Source organism: Streptomyces sp. NPDC008092 (assembly GCF_042957285.1).
GTDB lineage: Bacteria > Actinomycetota > Actinomycetes > Streptomycetales > Streptomycetaceae > Streptomyces.
Window position 1 is genome coordinate 327,470 of sequence record NZ_JBIBHY010000006.1, and the last position, 20,720, is coordinate 348,189.

At 72.8% G+C, this 20,720-nt stretch carries 25 protein-coding genes; 7 read left to right on the forward strand and 18 right to left on the reverse strand.

The genetic code is table 11. The annotated features are described in order from the left end of the window. Genes ACFZB3_RS21415 through ACFZB3_RS21435 form a run of 5 tightly spaced genes read left to right on the forward strand, consistent with a single transcriptional unit; the run spans nucleotide 1 to nucleotide 5,621 of the window. On the forward strand, nucleotides 1-1,176 hold the full coding sequence (locus ACFZB3_RS21415) for an ADP-ribosylglycohydrolase family protein (RefSeq protein ID WP_391377224.1): 1,176 nt from the start codon (nucleotides 1-3) through the stop codon (nucleotides 1,174-1,176). Further along, nucleotides 1,164-2,687, forward strand: coding sequence for an ADP-ribosylglycohydrolase family protein (locus ACFZB3_RS21420; RefSeq protein ID WP_391377226.1), 1,524 nt, complete (start codon nucleotides 1,164-1,166; stop codon nucleotides 2,685-2,687). The genes ACFZB3_RS21415 and ACFZB3_RS21420 overlap by 13 nt, the downstream gene beginning before the upstream one ends. Continuing rightward, nucleotides 2,684-3,577, forward strand: a complete 894-nt coding sequence (rbsK, locus tag ACFZB3_RS21425) for a ribokinase (protein WP_391377228.1) — start codon at nucleotides 2,684-2,686, stop codon at nucleotides 3,575-3,577. The genes ACFZB3_RS21420 and rbsK overlap by 4 nt, the downstream gene beginning before the upstream one ends. Further along, on the forward strand, nucleotides 3,574-4,803 hold the full coding sequence (locus ACFZB3_RS21430; RefSeq protein WP_391377230.1) for a CoA transferase: 1,230 nt from the start codon (nucleotides 3,574-3,576) through the stop codon (nucleotides 4,801-4,803). Before rbsK ends, ACFZB3_RS21430 begins: the two co-directional genes overlap by 4 nt. Then, complete coding sequence (locus ACFZB3_RS21435; RefSeq protein ID WP_391377232.1) at nucleotides 4,800-5,621, forward strand: aldolase/citrate lyase family protein; 822 nt, start codon at nucleotides 4,800-4,802, stop codon at nucleotides 5,619-5,621. Before ACFZB3_RS21430 ends, ACFZB3_RS21435 begins: the two co-directional genes overlap by 4 nt. Before the next feature lie 155 nt (nucleotides 5,622-5,776). Here the strand turns inward: ACFZB3_RS21435 and lgt are convergent, their stop codons facing one another. The 11 genes from lgt to hisI all read right to left on the reverse strand — a co-directional run bounded on the left by lgt (nucleotide 5,777) and on the right by hisI (nucleotide 14,905). Then, nucleotides 5,777-6,787: a prolipoprotein diacylglyceryl transferase gene (gene lgt, locus ACFZB3_RS21440; protein ID WP_391377234.1), complete on the reverse strand. Its 1,011-nt coding sequence runs from the start codon at nucleotides 6,785-6,787 to the stop codon at nucleotides 5,777-5,779. A 91-nt stretch (nucleotides 6,788-6,878) separates the two neighbouring features. Continuing rightward, nucleotides 6,879-7,655, reverse strand: a complete 777-nt coding sequence (locus tag ACFZB3_RS21445) for a thioredoxin domain-containing protein (protein WP_391377236.1) — start codon at nucleotides 7,653-7,655, stop codon at nucleotides 6,879-6,881. A 97-nt stretch (nucleotides 7,656-7,752) separates the two neighbouring features. Beyond that, on the reverse strand, nucleotides 7,753-8,571 hold the full coding sequence (gene trpA / locus ACFZB3_RS21450) for a tryptophan synthase subunit alpha (RefSeq protein WP_391377238.1): 819 nt from the start codon (nucleotides 8,569-8,571) through the stop codon (nucleotides 7,753-7,755). Then, on the reverse strand, nucleotides 8,568-9,851 hold the full coding sequence (gene trpB, locus ACFZB3_RS21455; protein ID WP_391377240.1) for a tryptophan synthase subunit beta: 1,284 nt from the start codon (nucleotides 9,849-9,851) through the stop codon (nucleotides 8,568-8,570). Before trpB ends, trpA begins: the two co-directional genes overlap by 4 nt. Before the next feature lie 70 nt (nucleotides 9,852-9,921). After that, nucleotides 9,922-10,158 carry a tryptophan biosynthesis modulator TrpM gene (trpM, locus tag ACFZB3_RS21460; protein WP_391377242.1) on the reverse strand — a complete coding sequence of 79 codons (237 nt, stop codon included), beginning with the start codon at nucleotides 10,156-10,158 and terminating at the stop codon, nucleotides 9,922-9,924. Between the two features lie 21 nt (nucleotides 10,159-10,179). Beyond that, nucleotides 10,180-10,989 carry an indole-3-glycerol phosphate synthase TrpC gene (gene trpC, locus ACFZB3_RS21465; RefSeq protein ID WP_391377244.1) on the reverse strand — a complete coding sequence of 270 codons (810 nt, stop codon included), beginning with the start codon at nucleotides 10,987-10,989 and terminating at the stop codon, nucleotides 10,180-10,182. 147 nt (nucleotides 10,990-11,136) lie between these two features. Further along, nucleotides 11,137-11,586 carry a DUF2752 domain-containing protein gene (locus tag ACFZB3_RS21470; protein WP_391377246.1) on the reverse strand — a complete coding sequence of 150 codons (450 nt, stop codon included), beginning with the start codon at nucleotides 11,584-11,586 and terminating at the stop codon, nucleotides 11,137-11,139. Between the two features lie 76 nt (nucleotides 11,587-11,662). Then, nucleotides 11,663-11,935 carry an HGxxPAAW family protein gene (locus ACFZB3_RS21475; RefSeq protein ID WP_391377248.1) on the reverse strand — a complete coding sequence of 91 codons (273 nt, stop codon included), beginning with the start codon at nucleotides 11,933-11,935 and terminating at the stop codon, nucleotides 11,663-11,665. A gap of 295 nt (nucleotides 11,936-12,230) precedes the next feature. Further along, nucleotides 12,231-12,881, reverse strand: coding sequence for a TIGR02234 family membrane protein (locus tag ACFZB3_RS21480; protein ID WP_391377250.1), 651 nt, complete (start codon nucleotides 12,879-12,881; stop codon nucleotides 12,231-12,233). Nucleotides 12,882-12,953: 72 nt separating this feature from the next. Beyond that, nucleotides 12,954-14,432: an anthranilate synthase component I gene (locus ACFZB3_RS21485; protein WP_391377252.1), complete on the reverse strand. Its 1,479-nt coding sequence runs from the start codon at nucleotides 14,430-14,432 to the stop codon at nucleotides 12,954-12,956. A gap of 11 nt (nucleotides 14,433-14,443) precedes the next feature. Beyond that, nucleotides 14,444-14,905, reverse strand: a complete 462-nt coding sequence (gene hisI, locus ACFZB3_RS21490) for a phosphoribosyl-AMP cyclohydrolase (RefSeq protein WP_391377840.1) — start codon at nucleotides 14,903-14,905, stop codon at nucleotides 14,444-14,446. A gap of 73 nt (nucleotides 14,906-14,978) precedes the next feature. Between hisI and ACFZB3_RS21495 the strand changes: the two genes are divergently transcribed. Beyond that, nucleotides 14,979-15,614: a TIGR03085 family metal-binding protein gene (locus ACFZB3_RS21495; RefSeq protein ID WP_391377254.1), complete on the forward strand. Its 636-nt coding sequence runs from the start codon at nucleotides 14,979-14,981 to the stop codon at nucleotides 15,612-15,614. 10 nt (nucleotides 15,615-15,624) lie between these two features. Beyond that, entirely contained in the window at nucleotides 15,625-16,023 is a 399-nt protein-coding gene (locus ACFZB3_RS21500; protein ID WP_391377256.1) for a VOC family protein, read from the forward strand. 6 nt (nucleotides 16,024-16,029) lie between these two features. On the opposite strand, the gene ACFZB3_RS21505 is transcribed toward ACFZB3_RS21500, so the two are convergent. From ACFZB3_RS21505 to ACFZB3_RS21535, 7 genes are all read right to left on the reverse strand, one after another. Continuing rightward, nucleotides 16,030-17,280, reverse strand: a complete 1,251-nt coding sequence (locus ACFZB3_RS21505; protein WP_391377259.1) for an MFS transporter — start codon at nucleotides 17,278-17,280, stop codon at nucleotides 16,030-16,032. Between the two features lie 15 nt (nucleotides 17,281-17,295). Then, entirely contained in the window at nucleotides 17,296-17,886 is a 591-nt protein-coding gene (locus ACFZB3_RS21510) for a helix-turn-helix domain-containing protein (protein WP_391377261.1), read from the reverse strand. A gap of 141 nt (nucleotides 17,887-18,027) precedes the next feature. Continuing rightward, entirely contained in the window at nucleotides 18,028-18,783 is a 756-nt protein-coding gene (gene hisF / locus ACFZB3_RS21515; protein WP_391377263.1) for an imidazole glycerol phosphate synthase subunit HisF, read from the reverse strand. Beyond that, nucleotides 18,780-19,184 (reverse strand): Rid family hydrolase, encoded by a 405-nt coding sequence (locus ACFZB3_RS21520; protein ID WP_391377265.1) that lies wholly within the window; start codon nucleotides 19,182-19,184, stop codon nucleotides 18,780-18,782. The genes hisF and ACFZB3_RS21520 overlap by 4 nt, the downstream gene beginning before the upstream one ends. Next, nucleotides 19,181-19,906: a bifunctional 1-(5-phosphoribosyl)-5-((5-phosphoribosylamino)methylideneamino)imidazole-4-carboxamide isomerase/phosphoribosylanthranilate isomerase PriA gene (gene priA, locus ACFZB3_RS21525; RefSeq protein WP_391377267.1), complete on the reverse strand. Its 726-nt coding sequence runs from the start codon at nucleotides 19,904-19,906 to the stop codon at nucleotides 19,181-19,183. The genes ACFZB3_RS21520 and priA overlap by 4 nt, the downstream gene beginning before the upstream one ends. Further along, on the reverse strand, nucleotides 19,903-20,556 hold the full coding sequence (gene hisH, locus ACFZB3_RS21530) for an imidazole glycerol phosphate synthase subunit HisH (RefSeq protein WP_391377269.1): 654 nt from the start codon (nucleotides 20,554-20,556) through the stop codon (nucleotides 19,903-19,905). Before hisH ends, priA begins: the two co-directional genes overlap by 4 nt. After that, nucleotides 20,553-20,717, reverse strand: coding sequence for a hypothetical protein (locus ACFZB3_RS21535; RefSeq protein WP_391377271.1), 165 nt, complete (start codon nucleotides 20,715-20,717; stop codon nucleotides 20,553-20,555). The genes hisH and ACFZB3_RS21535 overlap by 4 nt, the downstream gene beginning before the upstream one ends. Nucleotides 20,718-20,720: the final 3 nt, after the last annotated feature.

Genomic DNA, 20,720 nt, shown 5'->3' on the forward strand with positions numbered 1-20,720 from the left:
ATGACGCCCAAAGGAGAAGAAAGCGCCGGAGCTTCGCTCGACGACCGGATCACCGGAGCACTGGTCGGGGCCGCCGTCGGCGACGCCCTCGGCGGTCCGGTCGAGGGCTACTCCCCCGACCAGATCCTCGAACGCCACGGCGGCCGCGTGCACGGCATCGTCGGCCCCTGGAACGGCGACGCGTGGCGCACCGCCCGCCCCATCGCGCCGTACCACAAGGGCGACGGGCACGTCACCGACGACACCTTGATGACCCATGCGCTGGTACGGGTGTACGACCGGGTCCGCGACCACCTCGACGCCTACGCGATCGCCGACCACCTGGTCCCCGACCTGATGACCAACCCCCGCTGGATCCCGGAACTGGAGGCGGAGACCATCCCCCTCCACCGGATCTTCCTGGCGGAGAAGTGGCTGGCGACCCGCATCCACTACGGCCACGCCGACCCCCGGGAGGCCGGCGTCGGCAACATCGTCAACTGCGGTGCGGCGATGTACATGGCCCCGGTCGGCCTGGTCAACGCGGCGAACCCGCAAGCCGCGTACGCCGAGGCGCTGGACGTCGCGGGCGCCCACCAGTCGTCGTACGGCAGGGAGGCGGCGGGCGTCTTCGCCGCTGCGGTGGCGGCGGCGACGGCACCCGGCGCGACACCGGACTCCGTGGTCGGCGTCTGCCTGTCCCTGGCGAAGGACGGCACCCGCGAGGCGATCGCACGCGTCTGTGAAACGGCGGCACACCACTCCGACTTCGAGTCGGCGCTCGTCCCGCTCCGCGACGCGGTCGCCCCTTACGACACGGTCGGCCCGGACTACCGGTCCCCTTCCCTCGGCGCCCGCCGCCCCTCCCGCCTGCACGCCATCGAGGAACTCCCCGTCGCCCTGGGCATGTTGCTGGTGGCCGACGGCGACTACCGGCAGGCCGTGCTCGGTTCCGTCAACTACGGCCGGGACTGCGACTCCATCGCGACGATGGCGGGCGCGATCGCCGGCGCGCTGGGCTCGCCGGTTCCGGAGGACTGGTCGAAGCGGGTCGCGGAGGCCAGCCGCCTCGACCTCTGGGAACCGCCGCGGGTCCTGGCCGCCGTGACCCGCGAGGTCTTCACCCTCGACCTGGAACGCCGCCGCGCCCACGAGGAGTCCTTCGCCCGCCTCGGAGGCCCGAGTTGCTCCGCCTGACCTGGGTCCAGCCGGAGGATCTGCTGGGCCACGAGCTGCGCCAGGCGCGGCAGGACGGGCGGGAGCCGTCGGCGATCGCTGCGCGCTGGCGGGCGGCGGGGGGCGGGGACGCGCCGAGCCGGGCGGGCGCGTCGCCGGACCGGGCCTCCCGCTATCTCCGCCAGCTCGCGGAGGACCTCCTCGACGAACTCGCGGACCTGCCGAGCAGGTTGAACGAGCCGACGGATCTGGCCGACATCAAGGCACTGTGCCCGCAGTGGCCGTCGTACGGCTGCGGCCCGGTGGGGGCCGATCGCGCAGTTCCCCACGCCCCTTACGGGGCTCCTTCAGCCGCGGGCAGTCGTGCCGCTGGGGCGATGGGGGTCCCCCCGCGCGAGCGAAGCCGAGCGTGGGGGAGGGTGGGCGCGGGCGGCGCCCGGCAAGCGCCGGTAAGCGTCCCCGCCCCCCGGCCCCCACACCCCCGCACGTACCACGCCGCCTGGCTCGGCCGAGCCGTCGGCTGTCTGCTCGGGAAACCCGTCGAGAAGCTTCCCCTGCACGCCATCCGCGAACTCGCCCGCGCCACCGGCAACTGGCCCCTGAACCGCTACTTCACCGCTCGCGGCGTCCCCGCCGACCTCCTCTCCGCCCACCCCTGGAACCGCCGCTCGGCCCCCACCTCCCTCGCCGAGAACATCGACGGCATGCCCGAGGACGACGACCTCAACTACCCCCTCCTCAACCTCCTCCTGCTCCAGCGCCACACCAGGAACTTCACCACCGCCGACGTCGCCGCCCTGTGGCTCGACGAACTCCCCGCCGGCCGTACCTTCACCGCCGAACGCGTCGCCTACCGCAACCTGCTCACCGGCATCGAACCCCCGCACACCGCCCGCCACCGCAACCCCTTCCGGGAGTGGATCGGCGCCCTCATCCGCGCCGACGCGCACGGCTGGACCAACCCCGGCGACCCGGCCGCCGCGGCCGAACAGGCCCACCGCGACGCCGCCCTCACCCACACGGCCAACGGCGTCTACGCGGCGATGTTCGCGGCGGCCGTCATCGCCACCGCCGCCACCGGCACCCACGACGTCCACGCCTGCCTGCGCACCGGCCGATCCGTGATCCCACCCCACTCACGGCTCGCCCGCGCCGTCGATCACGCGATCCGGCTCGCCGAGGAACACGCCGACTTCGACACCGTCGTGGACGAACTCCACGCCACCCACTCCCCCACCCACCACTGGGTGCACGCCATCCCCAACACCGCCCTGATCGCCGCCGCCCTCACCCACGCCGACGGCGACTTCACCGGCTCCGTCTGCCGCGCGGTGAGCGGCGGTTGGGACACCGACTCGAACGGCGCGACCGCCGGCTCCGTCGCCGGGCTGCTCGCGGGCGACCCCGACGCACTCCCCGACCGCTGGACGACCCCGCTCAAGAACCGGCTCGCCACCTCCGTCGCCGGCCTCGACGGAACCGGCTTCGACACCCTCGCCCACCTCACCCACCTGGAGGCGACCCGCCCATGACCCACATCGCCGTACTCGGCAGCACGAACATGGACCTCGTCACGTACGCCGAGAGGGCCCCGCAGCTCGGCGAGACCGTCACGGGACGGGCGTTCCGCACGATCCCCGGCGGCAAGGGCGCCAACCAGGCGATCGCCGCCGCCCGCGCCGGCGCCACCGTCTCGATGATCGGCGCGGTCGGCCACGACGCCTACGGCGCCCGGATGCGCGAGACCCTCGAACACTCCGGCGTGGACACGGACTCGCTGCGCACGATCGAGGGCCCGTCCGGCACCGCGCACATCGTGGTGGACGACGAGGGCGGCAACGCGATCGTCGTGATCCCCGGCGCCAACGGCACCGTCGACCACCTCTCCCCCGGCGACGAGGGCGTCATCGCCTCCGCCGACATGCTCCTGCTCCAGCTGGAGATCCCCCTCGCCGCGGTCGTGGCCGGTGCGCAGGCCGCCCGCCGCCACGGCATCCGGACCGTCCTCACCCCGTCCCCGGCCCGCCCGCTGCCGTCCGAACTCCTCGACAACATCGACCTGCTGGTGGCGAACGAGCGGGAGGCGGCCACCCTCACCGACCGCGCCGACCCACGTGACGCGGCGGCCGCGCTCCTGGACCAGGTGCCGCAGGTCGTCGTGACCCTCGGCGCGGCCGGCAGCCTCTACCTCACGCGCGACGCCGCCCCGCTCGTCATCCCCGCGCCCCGGGTGACCGCCGTCGACTCGACAGGCGCGGGCGACACCTTCGTCGGCGCCCTCGCGGTGGCCCTGGCCGAGGAGAAACCGATCCGTGAGGCGCTGTCCTGGGCGGCGGCCGCGGCGGCGATCTCCGTCCAGCGGGAAGGGGCGACGGAGTCGATGCCGTACCGCCCGGAGATCGAAACCCAGTACACCGCATGAGCACGGCACCCAAGGCACCCGAAGCGCCCGAGGCGCCCGCGTCCCCGCCCCTCGCCGGTCTGCGCGTCCTCGATCTGGCCACCCTCTTCGCCGGTCCGCTCGCCGCCACCTTCCTCGGTGACTTCGGCGCCGAGGTCGTCAAGGTCGAGCACCCCGCCAAGCCCGACCCCTCCCGGGGCCACGGCCCGGCCAAGCAGGGCGTCGGCCTGTGGTGGAAGCTGCTCGGCCGCAACAAGCGCACCCTCACCCTCGACCTGTCCAAGCCCGGCGGCCGTGCCACGCTCCTGCGTCTTGCCGCCACCGCCGACGTGATCATCGAGAACTTCCGCCCCGGCACCCTGGAGAAGTGGGACCTCGGGTGGGAGGAGCTGTCCGCCGCCAACCCCCGGCTGGTCCTGACCCGGGTCACCGCCTTCGGCCAGTTCGGCCCCTACGCCCGCCGCCCCGGATTCGGCACCCTCGCCGAGGCGATGAGCGGCTTCGCGGCGATCACCGGCGAACCGGAGGCCCCGCCGACGCTGCCCCCGTTCGGGCTCGCCGACTCCATCGCGGCGCTGGCGACCGCGTACGCCGTGATGACCGCGCTCGCGGCCCGGGACCGCACCGGCGAGGGCCAGGTCGTCGACATGGCGATCATCGAGCCGATCCTGGCCGTCCTCGGCCCCCAGCCCACCTGGTACGACCAGCTCGGCTACGTGCAGGAACGCACCGGCAACCGGTCCGCCAACAACGCCCCGCGCAACACCTACCGCACCGCGGACGGCAGCTGGGTCGCGGTGTCCACCTCGGCCCAGTCGATCGCCGAACGCGTGATGTGCCTGGTCGGGCGCCCGGAGCTGATCGACGAGCCGTGGTTCGCGACCGGCGCGGGCCGGGCCGCGCACGCCGACGTCCTCGACGCGGCCGTCGGCGGCTGGGTCGCCACCCGCTCCCGTGCCGAGGTGCTGGCCGAGTTCGAGAAGGCGGAGGCGGCGGTGGCGCCGGTCCAGGACGTACGGGACGTCATGGAGGATCCCCAGTACCAGGCGCTGAACACGATCACGACCGTCCCCGACCCCGACCTCGGCCCGCTGCGCATGCAGAACGTCCTCTTCCGGCTCTCGGCCACCCCCGGCGCGATCCGCTGGACCGGCCGTCCGCACGGCGCCGACACGGAGGAGGTCCTGGCCGAGCTGGGCCTGACCCCGGCCCAGGTTCGGGCGCTGCGCGAGGAGGGCGCCGTATGACCGCCCTGTCGTTCCCCCTGACCTGGCTGTACGTCCCCGGCGACCGGCCGCATGTCGTCGCCAAGGCGCTGGCCTCCGGAACCGACGTGGTGGTGATCGACCTGGAGGACGCGGTCGCCCCGGACCGCAAGGACTACGCCCGCGCCGCCACCGCCGAGCTCCTCGCCCACCATCAGCCGGTCCCGGTCCACGTCCGGGTCAACGCCCTGGACACCCCCTGGGCCCAGCCCGACGTCCACGCCCTGCTCGACCTCCCCGGCCTCTCCGGGCTCCGCCTCCCCAAGGTGACGAGCCCCGACGACATCCGCCGCCTCGCCGCCCGGACCGCCGCCCTCCCCCTCTACGCCCTCCTGGAATCGGCCCTCGGCATCGAACACGCCTACGCCATCGCCGCCGCCCACCCCGCCCTGCGGGGCATCTCCCTGGGCGAGGCGGACCTGCGGGCCGACCTGGGGGTACGGGACGACATCGGCCTCGACTGGTCGCGTTCCCGGATCGTGGTCGCCGCACGGGCGGCGGGCCTCGCGCCGCCGCCGCAGTCGGTCCACCCCGACACCCGCGACCTCAACGGCCTCGCCGCCTCCTGCGCCCACGGCCGCGCCCTGGGCTTCCTGGGCCGCGCCGCGATCCACCCCCGGCAGCTCCCGATCATCGAACGGGCCTACCTCCCGACCGAGGCCGAACTGGAGCAGGCGGAGACGGTCATCAAGGCGGCCACCACGGAACAGGGCGCCCAGGCCCTCCCCGACGGCAGCTTCATCGACGCGGCGGTGGTGGCGGCGGCCCGCAGAACCCTGTCCCTGCTGAACCGCCGCTGACCTGATCCGCCCGCCGACGATTGCTTTCCGCCGCGACGCCGAGCACCGCCACGGCGCCGTCCGGCGGTGCCGGACCTGCCGCAACCCGTCGGCCGGCACACGAAGAGGGCGCCCGGTTCGATCCCGGGCGCCCTCTTTGTCGTACGGCAGACAGCTCAGCTCTTCTTGGTCCCCGACCCGGCCTCGTCCTTGACCGCGTCCTTGGCCTCGTCCCCGGCTTCGGCCTTGACCCCGTCGTCGGCGTCGTCCCCGGCTTCGGCCTCGTCGCCGGAGGCCTCCGCCTCGTTCGCCTCGACGGCCTCACCGGTACCGTCGGCCTCACCGTCGGAGACACCCTCACCGTCGGGGACGCCCGGCTCGACCACCGTCTCCCGGCCCGGCCGCTTCTTCGAGGAGACCACGATGTACAGCACCGCGAGCAGGAACACGATCATCGCGGTCCAGTCGTTGAGCCGCAGACCGAGGATGTGGTGGGCGTCGTCGACGCGCATGTACTCGATCCAGCCGCGGCCCACGCAGTACGCCGCGACGTACAGGGCGAAGGCCCGCCCGTGCCCGAGCTTGAAGCGGCGGTCGGCCCAGATGACCAGGAAGCCGACGCCGATGCACCACAGCGACTCGTAGAGGAAGGTCGGGTGGTAGTAGCCGGGAACGCGGCCGCCCTCGGAGGAGGTGATGTGCAGGGCCCACGGCAGGTGGGTCTCGCGGCCGTAGAGCTCCTGGTTGAACCAGTTGCCCCAGCGGCCGATCGCCTGGGCGAAGGCGATGCCGGGGGCGATGGCGTCGGCGTAGGCCGGCAGCGGGATGCCCCGGCGCCGGCAGCCGATCCAGGCGCCCACCGCACCGAGCGCGATCGCGCCCCAGATGCCGAGGCCGCCCTGCCAGACCTTGAAGGCGTCGACCCAGTCACGGCCCGCGCTGAAGTACAGCTCGTAGTCCGTGATCACGTGGTAGAGGCGCCCGCCGACCAGGCCGAACGGTACGGCCCAGACCGCGATGTCGGCCACGGTGCCGGCCCGCCCGCCCCGGGCGATCCAGCGCTTGTTGCCGAGCCAGACGGCTACGAAGACACCGATGATGATGCAGAACGCGTAGCCGCGCAGCGGGATGGGTCCGAGGTGGATCACTCCGCGCGACGGGCTGGGAATGTAGGCAAGTTCTTCCATGGCAGGGTCGACGCTACCGTGCCGGACCGGGCCGACGGCAACCAGCCCGGCTACGGCTCCATAACGGGGGCGTGAGAATCGCCCGCTCCCCTTACTGCTTGTTCGCGTCCTCGACCAGCTGCTTCAGCTTGGCCGGGGTCATGGTCTGGTCCTGGTAGATGTTCTTGCCGTCGAGCAGGACGGTCGGCGTGCCGTCGAACTTGGCGGCCTGGAAGGCCTGGTTGGACTTGACGACCCAGGAATTGTGCGTGCCGTTCTTGACACACTTCTGGAACGCCGGCGTGTCCAGCCCCTGCACCTTGCCGGCCAGCTCGATCAGCTTGTCGTTGCTCGCGAACGCGTCGTCGGTTTCCTTCGGCTGGTTCTCGTACAGCACGTCGTGGAAGTCGCGGAACCTGCCGGCGTCCTGGGCGCAGGCCGCCGCGTTGGCCGCGTTCCGGGAGCCGGTGCCGCCGAGGTTGCCGTCGATCAGCGTGACCAGGTGGTACTCGATCCTGAGCTGCCCGCCGTCGACCAGCTCGTGGAGCGTCGGGCGGTACGCGGTCTCGAAGGCCTGGCAGGCCGGGCAGCGGAAGTCCTCCCAGACGGTGAGCGTCGCCTTGGCGCCGTCCTTGCCGACCGGGATCGCGAGGCTGTCCTTGCCCTGCGCACCGGAGGGCGCCACGACCGGCCCGGAACTCGCGCTGCCCTTGTCCTTGCCCGCGTTCGCGGCGACCACGCCGACCACCGCCGCCAGACCCAGGACGCAGACGACGCTCGCGCCCACGATCAGCGCGCGCCGTCGCTTGTCCGCGGCCCGCTGCTTCTCGCGCTCGGCCGCCAGCCGCTCACGGGCCATCCGCTTTCCGTCACGATTCTTCTCGCTCACACCCCCAGAACGAACCGGGGAGGCGCAGCGCGCCTCCCCGGTCCCAGGTCCACCCGTTCGAGTGACCGAATGTTCCGCTGTGTCCTGCGGTGACGGATTACGCCTGCCGGCGCACGCCCTTCGCCAGCTCCCCGGCGAGTTCGCGGACGGCCGCCACGCCGGCCGCCCGGTCCGGCGCGTCCAGCATCCGCTTCACGAAGGCCGAACCGACGATCACGCCGTCGGCGAAGCCGGCGACCTCGGCGGCCTGGGCCGCGTCGGAGACGCCGAGGCCGACGCAGACGGGCAGCCCGGTGCCGGTGGCCCGGGTGCGCTCGACCAGGCCCTGGGCCTGCGCCCCGACCGATTCACGCGTGCCGGTGACACCCATCAGCGAGGCCGCGTAGACGAACCCGCTGCCCGCTGCCGTGATCGTCGCGAGCCGCTCGTCCTTGCTGCTCGGCGCCACGACGAAGACCGTCGCGAGGCCGTGCTTCTCGGCGTGCTCGCGCCACAGCGCCGACTCCTGGACCGGCAGGTCGGGCAGGATGCAGCCCGCGCCGCCCGCCTCGGCCAGCTCGGCGGTGAAGCGCTCGACGCCGTAGCGGTCGATGGGGTTCCAGTACGTCATGACGAGGATCGGCTTGCCGGTGGCCTCGTGGGTCTCCTTGACCGTGCGCATGACGTCCGCGATCCTGACGCCGCCGCGCAGGGCGATGTCGTCCGCGGTCTGGATGACCGGGCCGTCCAGGACCGGGTCGCTGTGCGGCAGCCCGACCTCGACGACGTCCGCGCCGCCGTCGAGCACGGCCTTGATCGCCTCGATGCCGCCGTCCACGGTCGGGAACCCGGCCGGGAGGTAGGCGATGAGCGCGGCGCGGCCTTCGGCCCTGGCACCGGCGAGGGTGTCGTTCAGCAGTTGGATGTTCCCGCTCACTTGGCGTCCCCCTCGATCTCGGCGGTGTCGGCGGCGTCGGCCGCGACCTCGGCGTCGGTGTCGTACAGCCCGAAGTAGCGCGCGGCGGTGTCCATGTCCTTGTCGCCGCGGCCGGACAGGTTGACGACGATCAGCCCGTCCTTGCCGAGTTCCCTGCCGACCTCCAGGGCGCCGGCGAGGGCGTGGGCGCTCTCGATGGCCGGGATGATGCCCTCGGTACGGGAGAGCAGGCGCAGGGCCTGCATGGCCGCGTCGTCCGTGACCGCGCGGTACTCGCCGCGGCCGGAGTCCTTGAGGTAGGAGTGCTCGGGGCCGATGCCGGGGTAGTCCAGACCGGCCGAGATCGAGTACGGCTCGGTGATCTGGCCCTCGTCGTCCTGGAGGACGTAGGAGCGGGAGCCGTGCAGGATGCCGGGCTCGCCGGCGGTGAGGGTGGCCGCGTGCTCGCCGGTCTCGATGCCGTGGCCCGCGGGCTCGCAGCCGATGAGGCGGACGCCCTCGTCGGGGATGAAGGCGTGGAAGAGCCCGATGGCGTTGGAGCCGCCGCCGACGCAGGCGATCGCGGCGTCGGGGAGCCGGCCGGCCCGCTCCAGGAGCTGGCGGCGGGCCTCGACGCCGATGACGCGGTGGAAGTCGCGGACCATCGCCGGGAAGGGATGCGGTCCCGCGACCGTGCCGAACAGGTAGTGGGTGTGGTCGACGTTGGCCACCCAGTCGCGGAACGCCTCGTTGATGGCGTCCTTGAGGGTGCGGCTGCCGGACTTCACGGCGATGACCTCGGCGCCGAGCATGCGCATCCGGGCCACGTTGAGGGCCTGGCGCTGGGTGTCGATCTCGCCCATGTAGATGGTGCAGTCGAGGCCGAACAGCGCGCAGGCGGTGGCCGTCGCCACGCCGTGCTGGCCGGCGCCGGTCTCCGCGATCACGCGGGTCTTGCCCATGCGCCTGGTCAGCAGGGCCTGGCCGAGCACGTTGTTGATCTTGTGCGAGCCGGTGTGGTTGAGGTCCTCGCGCTTGAGGAAGATCCGGGCGCCGCCGGCGTGTTCCGCGAAGCGGGGGACCTCGGTGAGGGAGCTGGGGCGGCCGGTGTAGTTGACCAGGAGGTCGTCGAGCTCGCGGGCGAACTCGGGGTCGTGCTTGGCCTTGTCGTACTCGACGGCGACCTCGTCCACGGCGGCGACGAGGGCCTCCGGGATGAACTTGCCGCCGAAGGCGCCGAAGTAGCCCTCGGGGGAGGGAACCTGACCGGTGGGGTCAGGGAAGAAGAAATCGCTGGGCATGCCAGAACCTCACGGTGAGTGCGTGTGAAAAGACACTGTTCGCCGTGGGGGCGGAGTCCGTCGTACGACCTCAGGCCGTGTGTGGCTGGTCGCGCTCACGCGACGGAGTCGCATGATCGGATACGGCCCCGCGCCCCTGAGGGGCGCGTTGCCATCGACGGCCGTTCACCTGCCCGGGTTCGTCACCGATGACATAACGCACCCGGCGGCCGTGGATGCGGCGCGCCGGGGCACGGCAACCGCGGGGACGGCAGCCGCGCGCGAGGCGGGCGTACCGGTCCACTGCTGTCGTCACCGTGGGAGTCATCGGGATCAGCCTACCGGGTGATCAGGGCCTGCCGTGGCGGAGTGCGGGGTGTTCGCCCGCCGCCACCAGGTCGGCCACCGCCGCCTTGGGGTCGCGGCCCGTGACCAGGGACTCGCCGACCAGGACCGCGTCGGCGCCCGCGTTGGCGTACGCGATCAGGTCGTGCGGGCCGCGGACGCCGGACTCGGCGATCTTGACGATGTGGTCGGGGATCTCCGGGGCGACCCGCTCGAAGGTGGAGCGGTCGACCTCCAGGGTCTTCAGGTTGCGCGCGTTGACCCCGATCACCTTGGCGCCGGCGTCCACCGCACGCTCGACCTCGTCCTCGTCGTGGACCTCGACGAGCGGGGTGAGGCCGATCGACTCGGCGCGCTCGATCAGCGACTCCAGGGCCGGCTGGTCGAGGGCGGCGACGATCAGCAGCGCGAGGTCGGCACCGTACGCGCGGGCCTCCCACAGCTGGTACGACGTGACGATGAAGTCCTTGCGCAGCACCGGGATGTCCACCCGGGCCCGGACCGCCTCCAGGTCGGCCAGCGAGCCGCCGAAGCGGCGCTGCTCGGTCAGGACCGAGATGACGGCCGCGCCGCCCGCCTCGTAGTCCGCGGCGAGCCCCGCCGGGTCGGCGATCGCGGCCAGCGCGCCCTTGGACGGGCTGGAGCGCTTCACCTCGCAGATGACCTTGACGCCCTCACCGCGCAGCGCGGCCACGCCGTCCTTGGCGGCCCGCGCCTTCGCCGCGCGCTCCTTGAGCTCGTCGAGGCTGACGCGCGCCTGCCGTTCCGCGAGGTCGGCACGGACTCCGTCGATGATCTCGTCGAGCACACTCACGCGAGCGGCCCCCTTCCGGACGGTTCTTCCAGGCGGTCAAAAACCCATGGGCCGAAAACTCATGGTCACTGCGATGGTATCCGGAGGACGGGGTAGGCCTCACATCCGGTTGACGCCGGTCCCAGTACCTGGACATCCACCGGTTGATCAAGGATGCAGCCAGCCACCGAAGGGCAGGTTCCGGACAACGGTGAAGACCAGCAGCAACACGCCCAGGCTCCACGCCTGCACCGGCCCGAGCTCGATCCGGGCGGGCCGGCCGCGCGCCGCGCGCACCACCCAGACGGTCCACACCGCGGCGAAGGCCAGATAGGCGAGCACGCCCGCCGCGTTGTCCCGCAGCGCGGCCAGGAAGTCGCCGTGGACGAACGCGTGCGCGCTGCGCAGGCCGCCGCAGCCGGGGCAGTACAGGCCGGTGAACCGGTAGAGCGGGCAGACCGGGTAGTGGCCGGGCTGGTTGGGGTCGACGGTGCCGACGTAGGCGAAGGCTCCGGCGACGGCGCCCAGCACGGCGACGGGCACGGCCAGCCGGCCCCGGAGGGAGGGCATCACCGGTGGGGCGGCTGCGCTGTGGCTGTCGGCGTTCACGCCTCGCATTGTGCCCGGTACGGCCGGCGTACGCGCGCGAGGGGCGCCCCGATCTCTCGGAGCACCCCTCGGGAGACGCTGCGGGTCAGCTCTCGGCGCCGACCGGCTCGCGGGTGGCGGCCGGGGCGGCCGGGGCGGTGGTGCTGTACACGAGGGCGCCGCTCTCCTTCGGCTGGCCGAGGCCCATGGAGCGCATGACCATGCCGACCACGCCACCGAGGAGCACGATCACCATGCCGGCCCAGAAACCCAGCGGCTGCGCCATCACCATGAAGGCGCCCGAAACGCAGAAACCGATGAAGGCGATGGTGACGCCGGTCCAGGCGGCCGGGGTGTGACCGTGGCTGCTGCCCGCCATGACTTGCTCCTCGTTGCTGGTACGTGTCGTACGGGCCCGAGCTCGTACGTGTCCTTCCGGACGCTCGCCCTCCATTGTCCCGTACCCACAGGTGCGCCAGGAGCTGGGGTGGCGTCTGATTCGCCACATCGACTGATTCACCACATCGATTTCCAGCGCCCCGCTTGCCGGCGCCCCGACAGGGGCGCTGGGGGTACCCCCGGCCGAAGGCTGGGGGAGGAACTGCGCGACCAGCCCCCACGGCGCCGCAGCCGACCGACTCGGCCCGCGCCCCTGCGGCGCCCCCGGCGAAGCGTCACGCGCCCGTCGGATCCTCGCCCCGGTCGAGCGCCTTCCAGATGTCCTCCGGCCGGTCGGGATCGACCGGCTTCGGCGCCCGCCGCGGCCGCTCCGCGCCCGTGCCGCGCTCGTAGCGCCCGGACATGGCGGGCCACTGCCGCCCGTAGCGCAGCGCCAGCAGCCCGGCGACCAGGATGAGCACGCCGCCGGCCGCGGCGACGTACGGCCAGCCGGTGTGGCTGAGCGTGGCGACCGTGGCGGACGTGTCGCCGCTGGCCGCGGCGGCCTTCTCGTCGAGCGCCGAGCCGTCGGACGCGCCCAGCAGGGCCGCGGCGACGATGCCGGCGCCGGAGAGCGCGAGGAGGCCGGAGACCAGGAAGCGGCCGGCCTTGCGGACGGCGAAGACGGCGACGAGCGCGGCGAGGCCCACTATGGCGAGGGCCGCGGGGACGCCCGTGACGTCGCTGCCCCTGGCGGTCAGCGGGAAGTCGCCGCCGGCCACCGTCGCGGTGCCCTCCGCCCAGCGCTGCCGGGTGGACAGCAGGGCCACGGCCGCGCCGAGCGCGCCGAAGAGCAGCGCGACGGCGAGGCTACGGCGGCCGGACCGGGCGGGTTCACCGGCTGCGGCTTCGGAAGAGGGGTGAGGAACAGCAGTCACGTACTCCACTATCGCCTGAACCCCGCACGAACGGTCACCCGGGGTCGGGTGAGAAGCGCCCCACTTGCCCGGTCCGTGCGCCTACTTGCCCAGTCTGTTGGCCGTGTGCACCGCCCGCAGGACCGCCGCCGCCTTGTTGCGGCACTCCTGGTCCTCGGCGACCGGGTCGGAGTCGGCGACGATGCCGGCGCCGGCCTGGACGTACGCCGTGCCGTCGCGGAGCAGGGCGGTGCGGATGGCGATGGCGGTGTCGGAGTCGCCGGCGAAGTCGAGGTAGCCGACGCAGCCGCCGTACAGCCCCCTTCTGGACGGCTCCAGTTCGTCGATGATCTGCATGGCCCGGGGCTTGGGGGCGCCGGAGAGGGTGCCGGCCGGGAAGCAGGCGGTGAGGACGTCGAAGGCGGTGCGGCCCGCTGCGACCTTTCCGGTGACCGTGGAGACGATGTGCATGACGTGCGAGTACCGCTCGACGGACATGAAGTCGACGACCTCGACGGAGCCGGGCTCGCAGACCCGCCCCAGGTCGTTGCGCCCGAGGTCGACGAGCATCAGGTGCTCGGCGCGCTCCTTGGGGTCGGCCATCAGCTCCTCGGCGAGGGCCTGGTCCTCCTGCGGGGTGGCGCCGCGCGGCCGGGTGCCGGCGATGGGGTGCACCATGGCCTGCCCGTCCTCGACCTTGACGAGGGCTTCCGGGCTGGATCCCACGACGTCGAAGCCGTCGAAGCGGAAGAGGTACATGTACGGCGACGGGTTGGTGGCCCTCAGGACGCGGTAGACGTCCAGGGCGCTCGCCGTGCACGGGGTCTCGAAGCGCTGGGAGGGGACGACCTGGAAGGCCTCGCCCGCGCGGATGCGCTCCTTGATGTCCTCGACGGCGACCTGGAAGTCGGGGCCGCCCCACAGGGCGGTGTACTCGGGGAGTTCGGAGGGCGGCAGCACGGCGGGCGGCTGGGCGACCGGGCGGGAGAGGTCGGCCTCCATGGCGTCCAGGCGGGCCACGGCGTCCGCGTGGGCCTCGTCGACGCCCGTGTCGAGGTCGTTGTGGTTGATCGCGTTGGCGATCAGCAGGACCGAGCCCTCCCAGTGGTCCATGACGGCGAGGTCGCTGGTGAGGAGCATGGTCAGCTCCGGAAGCCGGAGGTCGTCGCGCTCCCCCGGGCCGATCTTCTCCAGGCGGCGCACGATGTCGTAGCCGAGGTAGCCGACCATGCCGCCGGTGAAGGGGGGCAGCTCCTGGTCGTGCGGGGTGTGCAGGGCCTCGATGGTGGCGCGCAGGGCGGCCAGCGGGTCGCCGTCGACGGGCACGCCGACGGGCGGGGTGCCGAGCCAGTGGGCCTGGCCGTCGCGGGCGGTCAGGGTCGCGGCGCTGCGGACGCCCACGAAGGAGTACCGGGACCAGGAGCGGCCGTTCTCGGCGGACTCCAGCAGGAAGGTGCCGGGGCGCTCGGCGGCGAGCTTGCGGTAGAGCGCGACCGGGGTGTCGCCGTCGGCGAGGAGCTTGCGGGTGACCGGGATGACACGCCGGTCGGTCGCGAGCTTGCGGAAGGTCTCGAGGTCCATGGCGGCAGACCTTACTGATCCGAGGCGGGTACGCCGGAATCGGCGCCCTGGTGACCGTGCTCGGCGCCCTCGTGGCCGTGTTCGGCGTCCTTGCGGAGCACGTCGGCGTCGAAGCAGGTGCGGTCGCCGGTGTGGCAGGCGGCGCCCACCTGGTCGACCTTGACCAGCACGGTGTCGGCGTCGCAGTCGAGGGCGACCGACTTCACCCACTGGAAGTGGCCGGAGGTGTCGCCCTTGACCCAGTACTCCTGGCGGCTGCGCGACCAGTAGGTGCAGCGGCCGGTGGTGAGGGTCCGGTGCAGCGCCTCGTCGTCCATCCAGCCGAGCATCAGCACCTCGCCGGTGTCGTACTGCTGGGCGATGGCGGGGAGGAGTCCGTCGGCGCTGCGCTTGAGGCGGGCGGCGATCTCCGGGGCGAGGCCACTGGACGGGGGCGTACCCGTCGTACCGGTCGTACTGGTCATGGGTGCCATTGTGCCGTGCGGCACCGACAGTCACGGTCCGTGTCCACTGTCCGGACGGTGGGTGTGGCCTTAGGCTGGCGGTATGTCGACCTTCGCCAAGCGTGAACGGCTCCTGCTCGCCGACCTCTTGGAGACCGCCGGTCCCGAGGCACCGACCCTCTGCGAGGGCTGGGTGACCCGTGATCTGGCCGCGCACGTGGTGGTGCGCGAACGCCGGCCGGACGCGGCCGGGGGCACGATGATCAAGCAGCTGGCGCCGCGCCTGGAGAAGGTGACGGCGGAGTTCGCGGCGAAGCCGTACGAGGAGCTGATCCAGCTGATCCGCACGGGTCCGCCGCGGTTCTCGCCGTTCCAGCTCAAGCAGGTGGACGAGGCGGCCAACACCGTCGAGTTCTACGTGCACACCGAGGACGTGAGACGGGCCCAGCCGGACTGGTCGTCGCGGGAGCTGGACCCGGTCTTCCAGGACGCCCTGTGGGCCCGCCTGGAGCGCACCGCCCGGCTGCTGGGCCGGGGCGTGCCGACGGGCCTGGTGCTGCGCCGCCCGGACGGCCAGACGGCGGTCGCCCATCGCGGCACCCCGGTGGTGACGGTGACCGGCGAGCCCTCCGAGCTGCTGATGTTCGCGTTCGGACGGCAGAGCACGGCGAAGGTCGAGGTGACCGGCGACGAGAACGCGATCGCCAAGCTGCAGGAGTCCAAGAAGCTGGGCATCTGAGGAGCCCCTGGTGATCAGGGTCGCGATGACGAGCGTGTACGTGGACGACGTGCCGCGGGCGCACGCCTTCTACACGGACGTCCTCGGCTTCGAGACCCGTACCCGCCTGGACCTGGGCGACGGCACCCTGTTCGTCACGGTGGGCGCCCCGCAGGGCGCCCAGCCGGACCTCCAGCTCCTGCTGGAACCCGGCCGGGGCCCCCTCGCCGACCCGTACCGCAGGGCCGTCTACGCGGCGGGGCTGCCGGCCATCGTGTTCTCCGTGGACGACCTCCGTTCGGAGTACGACCGCCTGCGCACCCTGGGCGTCCGCTTCCCGCACGAGCCGCAGGACCAGGGCGCCGCCATCGCCGCCGTCCTGGACGACACGGTCGGCAACCTGATCCAGCTGACCCAGCCGAAGGACTGACCGGCCTCAGCGGGGCAGTTCGGCCCGGCGCAGCCCGGGTACGGCCAGCGCGACGACGCCGCCGAGTCCGCAGACGGCGGCGCTGACGACGTAGACCGGGCCGAGTCCGAAGGCGCCGGTCGCGGCGGCTGCGAACGGCATGCTCAGCGGGGTGAGACCGAGGCTGATCAGGCTGGAGACCGAGGTGACGCGGCCGAGGAAGGCGGGATCGGCCTGGGTCTGCAGCAGGGCCCCGCACATCGCGCCGCTGAGTCCGGCGAGCAGGCCGATCAGCAGGGCGACGCCGACCGCGCCGACGAGGCTCGGCACGAAGGCGAGGGCGCCGATCGCGACGGATCCGGCGAGGATGGAGACGCCGGCGACCAGGCCGGCGCGCGGCAGCCGCCCCCGCACGGTCAGCAGCAGGGAGGCGGCCCCGGCGCCGACACCGAACCCCGCGAGCACCCAGCCCACCCCGGCAGCGCCCCAGCCGCGCCGGTCGGCGAGCAGGGTCAGCCCGACGTTGAGGGGCGTGACGAAACCCAGGTCGCCGAGGGCGATGGCCAGCATCAGCGGGGCCAGGACGCGGTGGCGGCGGATGTGCGCGAGGCCGGCCCGCAGGTCCTGCCAGGGGGTGGGGGCGGCGGCACGGTCGTCGGCGGGGAGGTCCCGCACCCGCAGGGACATCAGCAGGGGGACCGACACGGCGATGAGCAGTCCGGCGAGGCCGAAGGCGGCCGCGGCGCCGCCGACGGCCACCCCGAGGCCGCCGAGCGGGGCGCCGAGGATGCTCGCGACGCGCAGGGCGATGCCGCGCATGCCCTGCACGCGGGCCAGCTGGTCGCGGCTGGTCACGCGCGCGGGGAGGGCGCCCACGGCGGGCATGAACACGGCGTCGACGATGCCGAAGACCAGGGCGAGCGCGGCGAGCGGCCACAGGCCGGGGCTGGTCAGGAAGAGCAGTGCGGCCGCGGCGAGGACGGCCGCGCAGCGCACGGCGTCGCTGCCGATGACGACCCGGCGCGGGCCCAGCCGGTCGGCGATCACCCCGCCGAACAGCATCAGCACGGCCCTGGGCAGGGCGCTCACGGACATCACGGCGCCGGCCTGTGCGGGCGAGCCGCCCTGGACGGCGGCCCAGGAGAGGGCGATGTAGTAGACGCTGTCGCCGACCATGGAGGAGGTGTAGGCGCCGAGCCAGCGCAGGACGTCGGGGTCGCGGTGGGCGGGGCGCGGCGCGGTGGTCGCGGCGGCGTGGGCGGTGAGGGTGGCGGTCACGGAGGTGAACCCTTCTCAGATGCGGAACGGGAAGCCGTACGTGTACAGCGCCACGTGCTCGCGCCCCTCGGTGTCGCCGTTCGCCTCGGCGGACCGGCCTTTCGCGTCGTACTTCCTGGCCAGCGCGAGCAGCTCCTCGCGGAGTTCGCCGAGTTCGGCCGCGGTCAGGCGGAGCAGGGACTCGCTGTCGGGCGCGGCGGCGTTCCACTCGGCGCTCCAAGTGGCGCGCTCGTCGAGGTAGCGGCGGTACATGTCGGCGCGCTGCTCGTGGAAGAGCCGGGTGGCGGCGAGGTGGGCGGCGGCCTTCTCGGGTGCGTCGCGGAAGTCCCGGTCCCGGATGCTGATGCCGTCCGACGCGGGCTGCCACCAGCGCTCCCGGCCGTCCGCGCGCTGCGGCTCGGCCTCCTCGATCAGCCCGTGCTCGGCGAGCTTGCGCAGGTGGTAGCTGACCAGCGAGACGGCCTCGTCGACCTGTTCGGCGAGCTGCGAGGCCGTCGCCTTGTCGGCCACGCACAGGCCCCGGTAGAGCTTCATGCGCAGCGGGTGGGCCAGCGCCTTGAGGGTGCCCACATCGGTGATTCGGCGGTCCCGCTCCTTCTCCGTCATGCCACCGACGGTAGATGCGAAAGGAAAATTGCGCAATTGATTTTGCGCAACTTCTCTTTCGTATCTGCTGACGAAGGTGCGTGAGGGCATGAAAAAGCCCCGGCCCCCGTCAGGGGCACCGGGGCCGGGTTCGGCGCGGCGTCAGCGCACCGGGTGGCCCGCCTCGCGCAGGGTCTGCTTCACCTGGCCGATCCTGAGGTCGCCGAAGTGGAAGACGGAGGCGGCGAGCACCGCGTCGGCGCCCGCACCGACGGCCGGGGGGAAGTGGGCGAGGGCGCCGGCACCGCCGGAGGCGATGACCGGCACGGTCACGTGCTTGCGCACCGCCGCGATCATCTCCAGGTCGTAGCCGTCCTTCGTCCCGTCCGCGTCCATCGAGTTGAGCAGGATCTCGCCGGCGCCCAGCTCGGCGGCCCGGTGCGCCCACTCGACGGCGTCGATGCCGGTGCCGCGGCGGCCGCCGTGGGTGGTGACCTCGAAGGATCCCGACTCCGTGCGGCGGGCGTCGACCGAGAGGACCAGGACCTGGCGGCCGAAGCGTTCCGCGATCTCGCGGATCAGCTCCGGGCGGGCGATGGCCGCCGTGTTGACGCCCACCTTGTCGGCGCCGGCGCGCAGCAGCTTGTCGACGTCCTCGGCGGTGCGGACGCCGCCGCCGACGGTCAGGGGGATGAACACCTGCTCGGCCGTACGGCGCACGACGTCGTAGGTGGTCTCCCGGTTGCCGGAGGACGCGGTGATGTCCAGGAAGGTCAGCTCGTCGGCGCCCTCCGCGTCGTACACCTTGGCCATCTCGACCGGGTCGCCCGCGTCGCGCAGGTTCTGGAAGTTGACGCCCTTGACGACCCGGCCGTTGTCCACGTCCAGGCAGGGGATGACTCGGACCGCCAGGGTCATGAATCCACGGCTCCTCTGTATGCCTCTAGCTCTGCTTCCACCAGGATGCGCGGGTCGACGAAGCCGGTCACCACGACGAACGTGGTCACCGGGCGCACCCGGTCGAAGACCTCCTTGTGGGCGCGTCCCACCGCGTCCATGTCGCGCGCGTGCGCGAGGAAAAGCCGGGTGCGGATCACCGACTCCGGTCCGAGCCCGAACTCGGCGATCGCCTCCAGGGCGGTGGCGAAGGCCACCCTGGCCTGCTCGTACGGGTCGCCCTCCCCGTACAGCACGGTGCCCTTGAAGGACGTCGTACCGCCCACCACCACACGGTCGCCCGCCGCCACGGCGCGGGCGAAACCGAAGGACTCTTCCCAGGGACTCCCGCTCTGCACGCGCCGTACGGCATCCGACGTCATGGTGACACTGCCTCCAGTGCTTCTTCCAAGGTGAACGCCTTGGCGTAGAGGGCCTTTCCGACGATGGCGCCCTCGACTCCGAGGGGTACCAGGTCGGCGAGGGCCCGGAGGTCGTCCAGCGACGACACGCCGCCGGAGGCCACGACCGGCCGGTCGGTCGCGGCGCACACGTTGCGCAGCAGCTCCAGGTTCGGGCCCTGGAGGGTGCCGTCCTTGGCGATGTCGGTGACGACGTAGCGGGCGCAGCCCTCCTTGTCGAGGCGGGCGAGCGTCTCGTAGAGGTCGCCGCCGTCGCGGGTCCAGCCGCGGCCCCTGAGGGTCGTGCCGCGCACGTCCAGGCCGACCGCGATCTGGTCGCCGTGCTCGGCGATGACCTTGGCGACCCACTCCGGGGTCTCCAGGGCGGCCGTGCCGAGGTTCACGCGCGTGCAGCCGGTGGCGAGGGCCGCGGCGAGGGTGGCGTCGTCGCGGATGCCTCCGGACAGCTCGACCTTGATGTCCATCGCCCTGGTGACCTCGGCGACCAGCGCGCGGTTGTCGCCGGTGCCGAACGCCGCGTCCAGGTCGACCAGGTGCAGCCACTCGGCGCCCGACGCCTGCCAGGCGAGCGCCGCCTCCAGCGGGGAGCCGTAGGAGGTCTCGGTCCCGGACTCGCCGTGCACGAGGCGGACGGCCTGGCCGTCGCGGACGTCGACGGCGGGGAGGAGTTCGAGCGTGCTCACAGTGTTCCGATCCAGTTGGTGAGGAGCTGGGCGCCGGCGTCGCCGGACTTCTCGGGGTGGAACTGGGTGGCCCACAGGGCGCCGTTCTCCACGGCGGCCACGAACGGCTTGCCGTGCGTCGACCAGGTGACGAGCGGGGCACGCATCGCCGGGTTCGCCGTCTCCAGGGTCCAGTCGTGGACCGCGTAGGAGTGCACGAAGTAGAAGCGCGCGTCGGCGTCCAGGCCGGCGAACAGCTGGGAGCCGGCCGGTGCGTCCACGGTGTTCCAGCCCATGTGCGGGACGATCTCGGCCTGGAGCGGCTCGACGGAGCCGGGCCACTCGTCGAGGCCGTCGGTCTCCACGCCGTGCTCGATGCCGCGCGCGAACAGGATCTGCATGCCGACGCAGATGCCCATCACCGGCCGCCCGCCGGACAGCCGGCGGTCGATGATCCAGTCGCCGCGCGCCCCGCGCAGGCCCTCCATGCAGGCGGCGAAGGCGCCCACGCCGGGCACCAGCAGGCCGTCCGCGTTCATGGCCCTGTCGAAGTCACGGGTGATCTCGACGTCGGCCCCGGTGCGGGCGAGGGCCCGCTCGGCGGACCGGACGTTGCCGAAGCCGTAGTCGAAGACGACGACCGATTTCGACGATTTCGACGGTGCGGTCAATTCCACACCTCCAGCCTCATGACGCCCGCCACCAGGCACATCGCGGCGCCGATCGAGAGCAGCACGATCAGGCTGGTGGGCATCTTCTGCTTGACGAAGGAGATGATTCCGCCGACCAGGAAGAGGCCGACGACGATCAGTATGGTCGAGAGGCTGTTCATCGC

What these genes read in the sequence shown, in the direction of transcription:
- ACFZB3_RS21415 (WP_391377224.1), top strand. Translation starts at nt 1, where the DNA reads ATGACGCCCAAAGGAGAAGAAAGCGCCGGAGCTTCGCTCGACGACCGG.
- ACFZB3_RS21430 (WP_391377230.1), top strand. Translation starts at nt 3,574, where the DNA reads ATGAGCACGGCACCCAAGGCACCCGAAGCGCCCGAGGCGCCCGCGTCC.
- trpB (WP_391377240.1), bottom strand. Translation starts at nt 9,851, where the DNA reads ATGCCCAGCGATTTCTTCTTCCCTGACCCCACCGGTCAGGTTCCCTCC.
- ACFZB3_RS21485 (WP_391377252.1), bottom strand. Translation starts at nt 14,432, where the DNA reads ATGGACCTCGAGACCTTCCGCAAGCTCGCGACCGACCGGCGTGTCATC.
- ACFZB3_RS21475 (WP_391377248.1), bottom strand. Translation starts at nt 11,935, where the DNA reads ATGGCGGGCAGCAGCCACGGTCACACCCCGGCCGCCTGGACCGGCGTC.
- ACFZB3_RS21495 (WP_391377254.1), top strand. Translation starts at nt 14,979, where the DNA reads ATGTCGACCTTCGCCAAGCGTGAACGGCTCCTGCTCGCCGACCTCTTG.
- ACFZB3_RS21435 (WP_391377232.1), top strand. Translation starts at nt 4,800, where the DNA reads ATGACCGCCCTGTCGTTCCCCCTGACCTGGCTGTACGTCCCCGGCGAC.
- ACFZB3_RS21470 (WP_391377246.1), bottom strand. Translation starts at nt 11,586, where the DNA reads ATGCGAGGCGTGAACGCCGACAGCCACAGCGCAGCCGCCCCACCGGTG.
- hisF (WP_391377263.1), bottom strand. Translation starts at nt 18,783, where the DNA reads ATGACCCTGGCGGTCCGAGTCATCCCCTGCCTGGACGTGGACAACGGC.
- ACFZB3_RS21510 (WP_391377261.1), bottom strand. Translation starts at nt 17,886, where the DNA reads ATGACGGAGAAGGAGCGGGACCGCCGAATCACCGATGTGGGCACCCTC.
- lgt (WP_391377234.1), bottom strand. Translation starts at nt 6,787, where the DNA reads ATGGAAGAACTTGCCTACATTCCCAGCCCGTCGCGCGGAGTGATCCAC.
- ACFZB3_RS21520 (WP_391377265.1), bottom strand. Translation starts at nt 19,184, where the DNA reads ATGACGTCGGATGCCGTACGGCGCGTGCAGAGCGGGAGTCCCTGGGAA.
- rbsK (WP_391377228.1), top strand. Translation starts at nt 2,684, where the DNA reads ATGACCCACATCGCCGTACTCGGCAGCACGAACATGGACCTCGTCACG.
- ACFZB3_RS21535 (WP_391377271.1), bottom strand. Translation starts at nt 20,717, where the DNA reads ATGAACAGCCTCTCGACCATACTGATCGTCGTCGGCCTCTTCCTGGTC.
- hisI (WP_391377840.1), bottom strand. Translation starts at nt 14,905, where the DNA reads ATGGCACCCATGACCAGTACGACCGGTACGACGGGTACGCCCCCGTCC.
- trpM (WP_391377242.1), bottom strand. Translation starts at nt 10,158, where the DNA reads ATGACTCCCACGGTGACGACAGCAGTGGACCGGTACGCCCGCCTCGCG.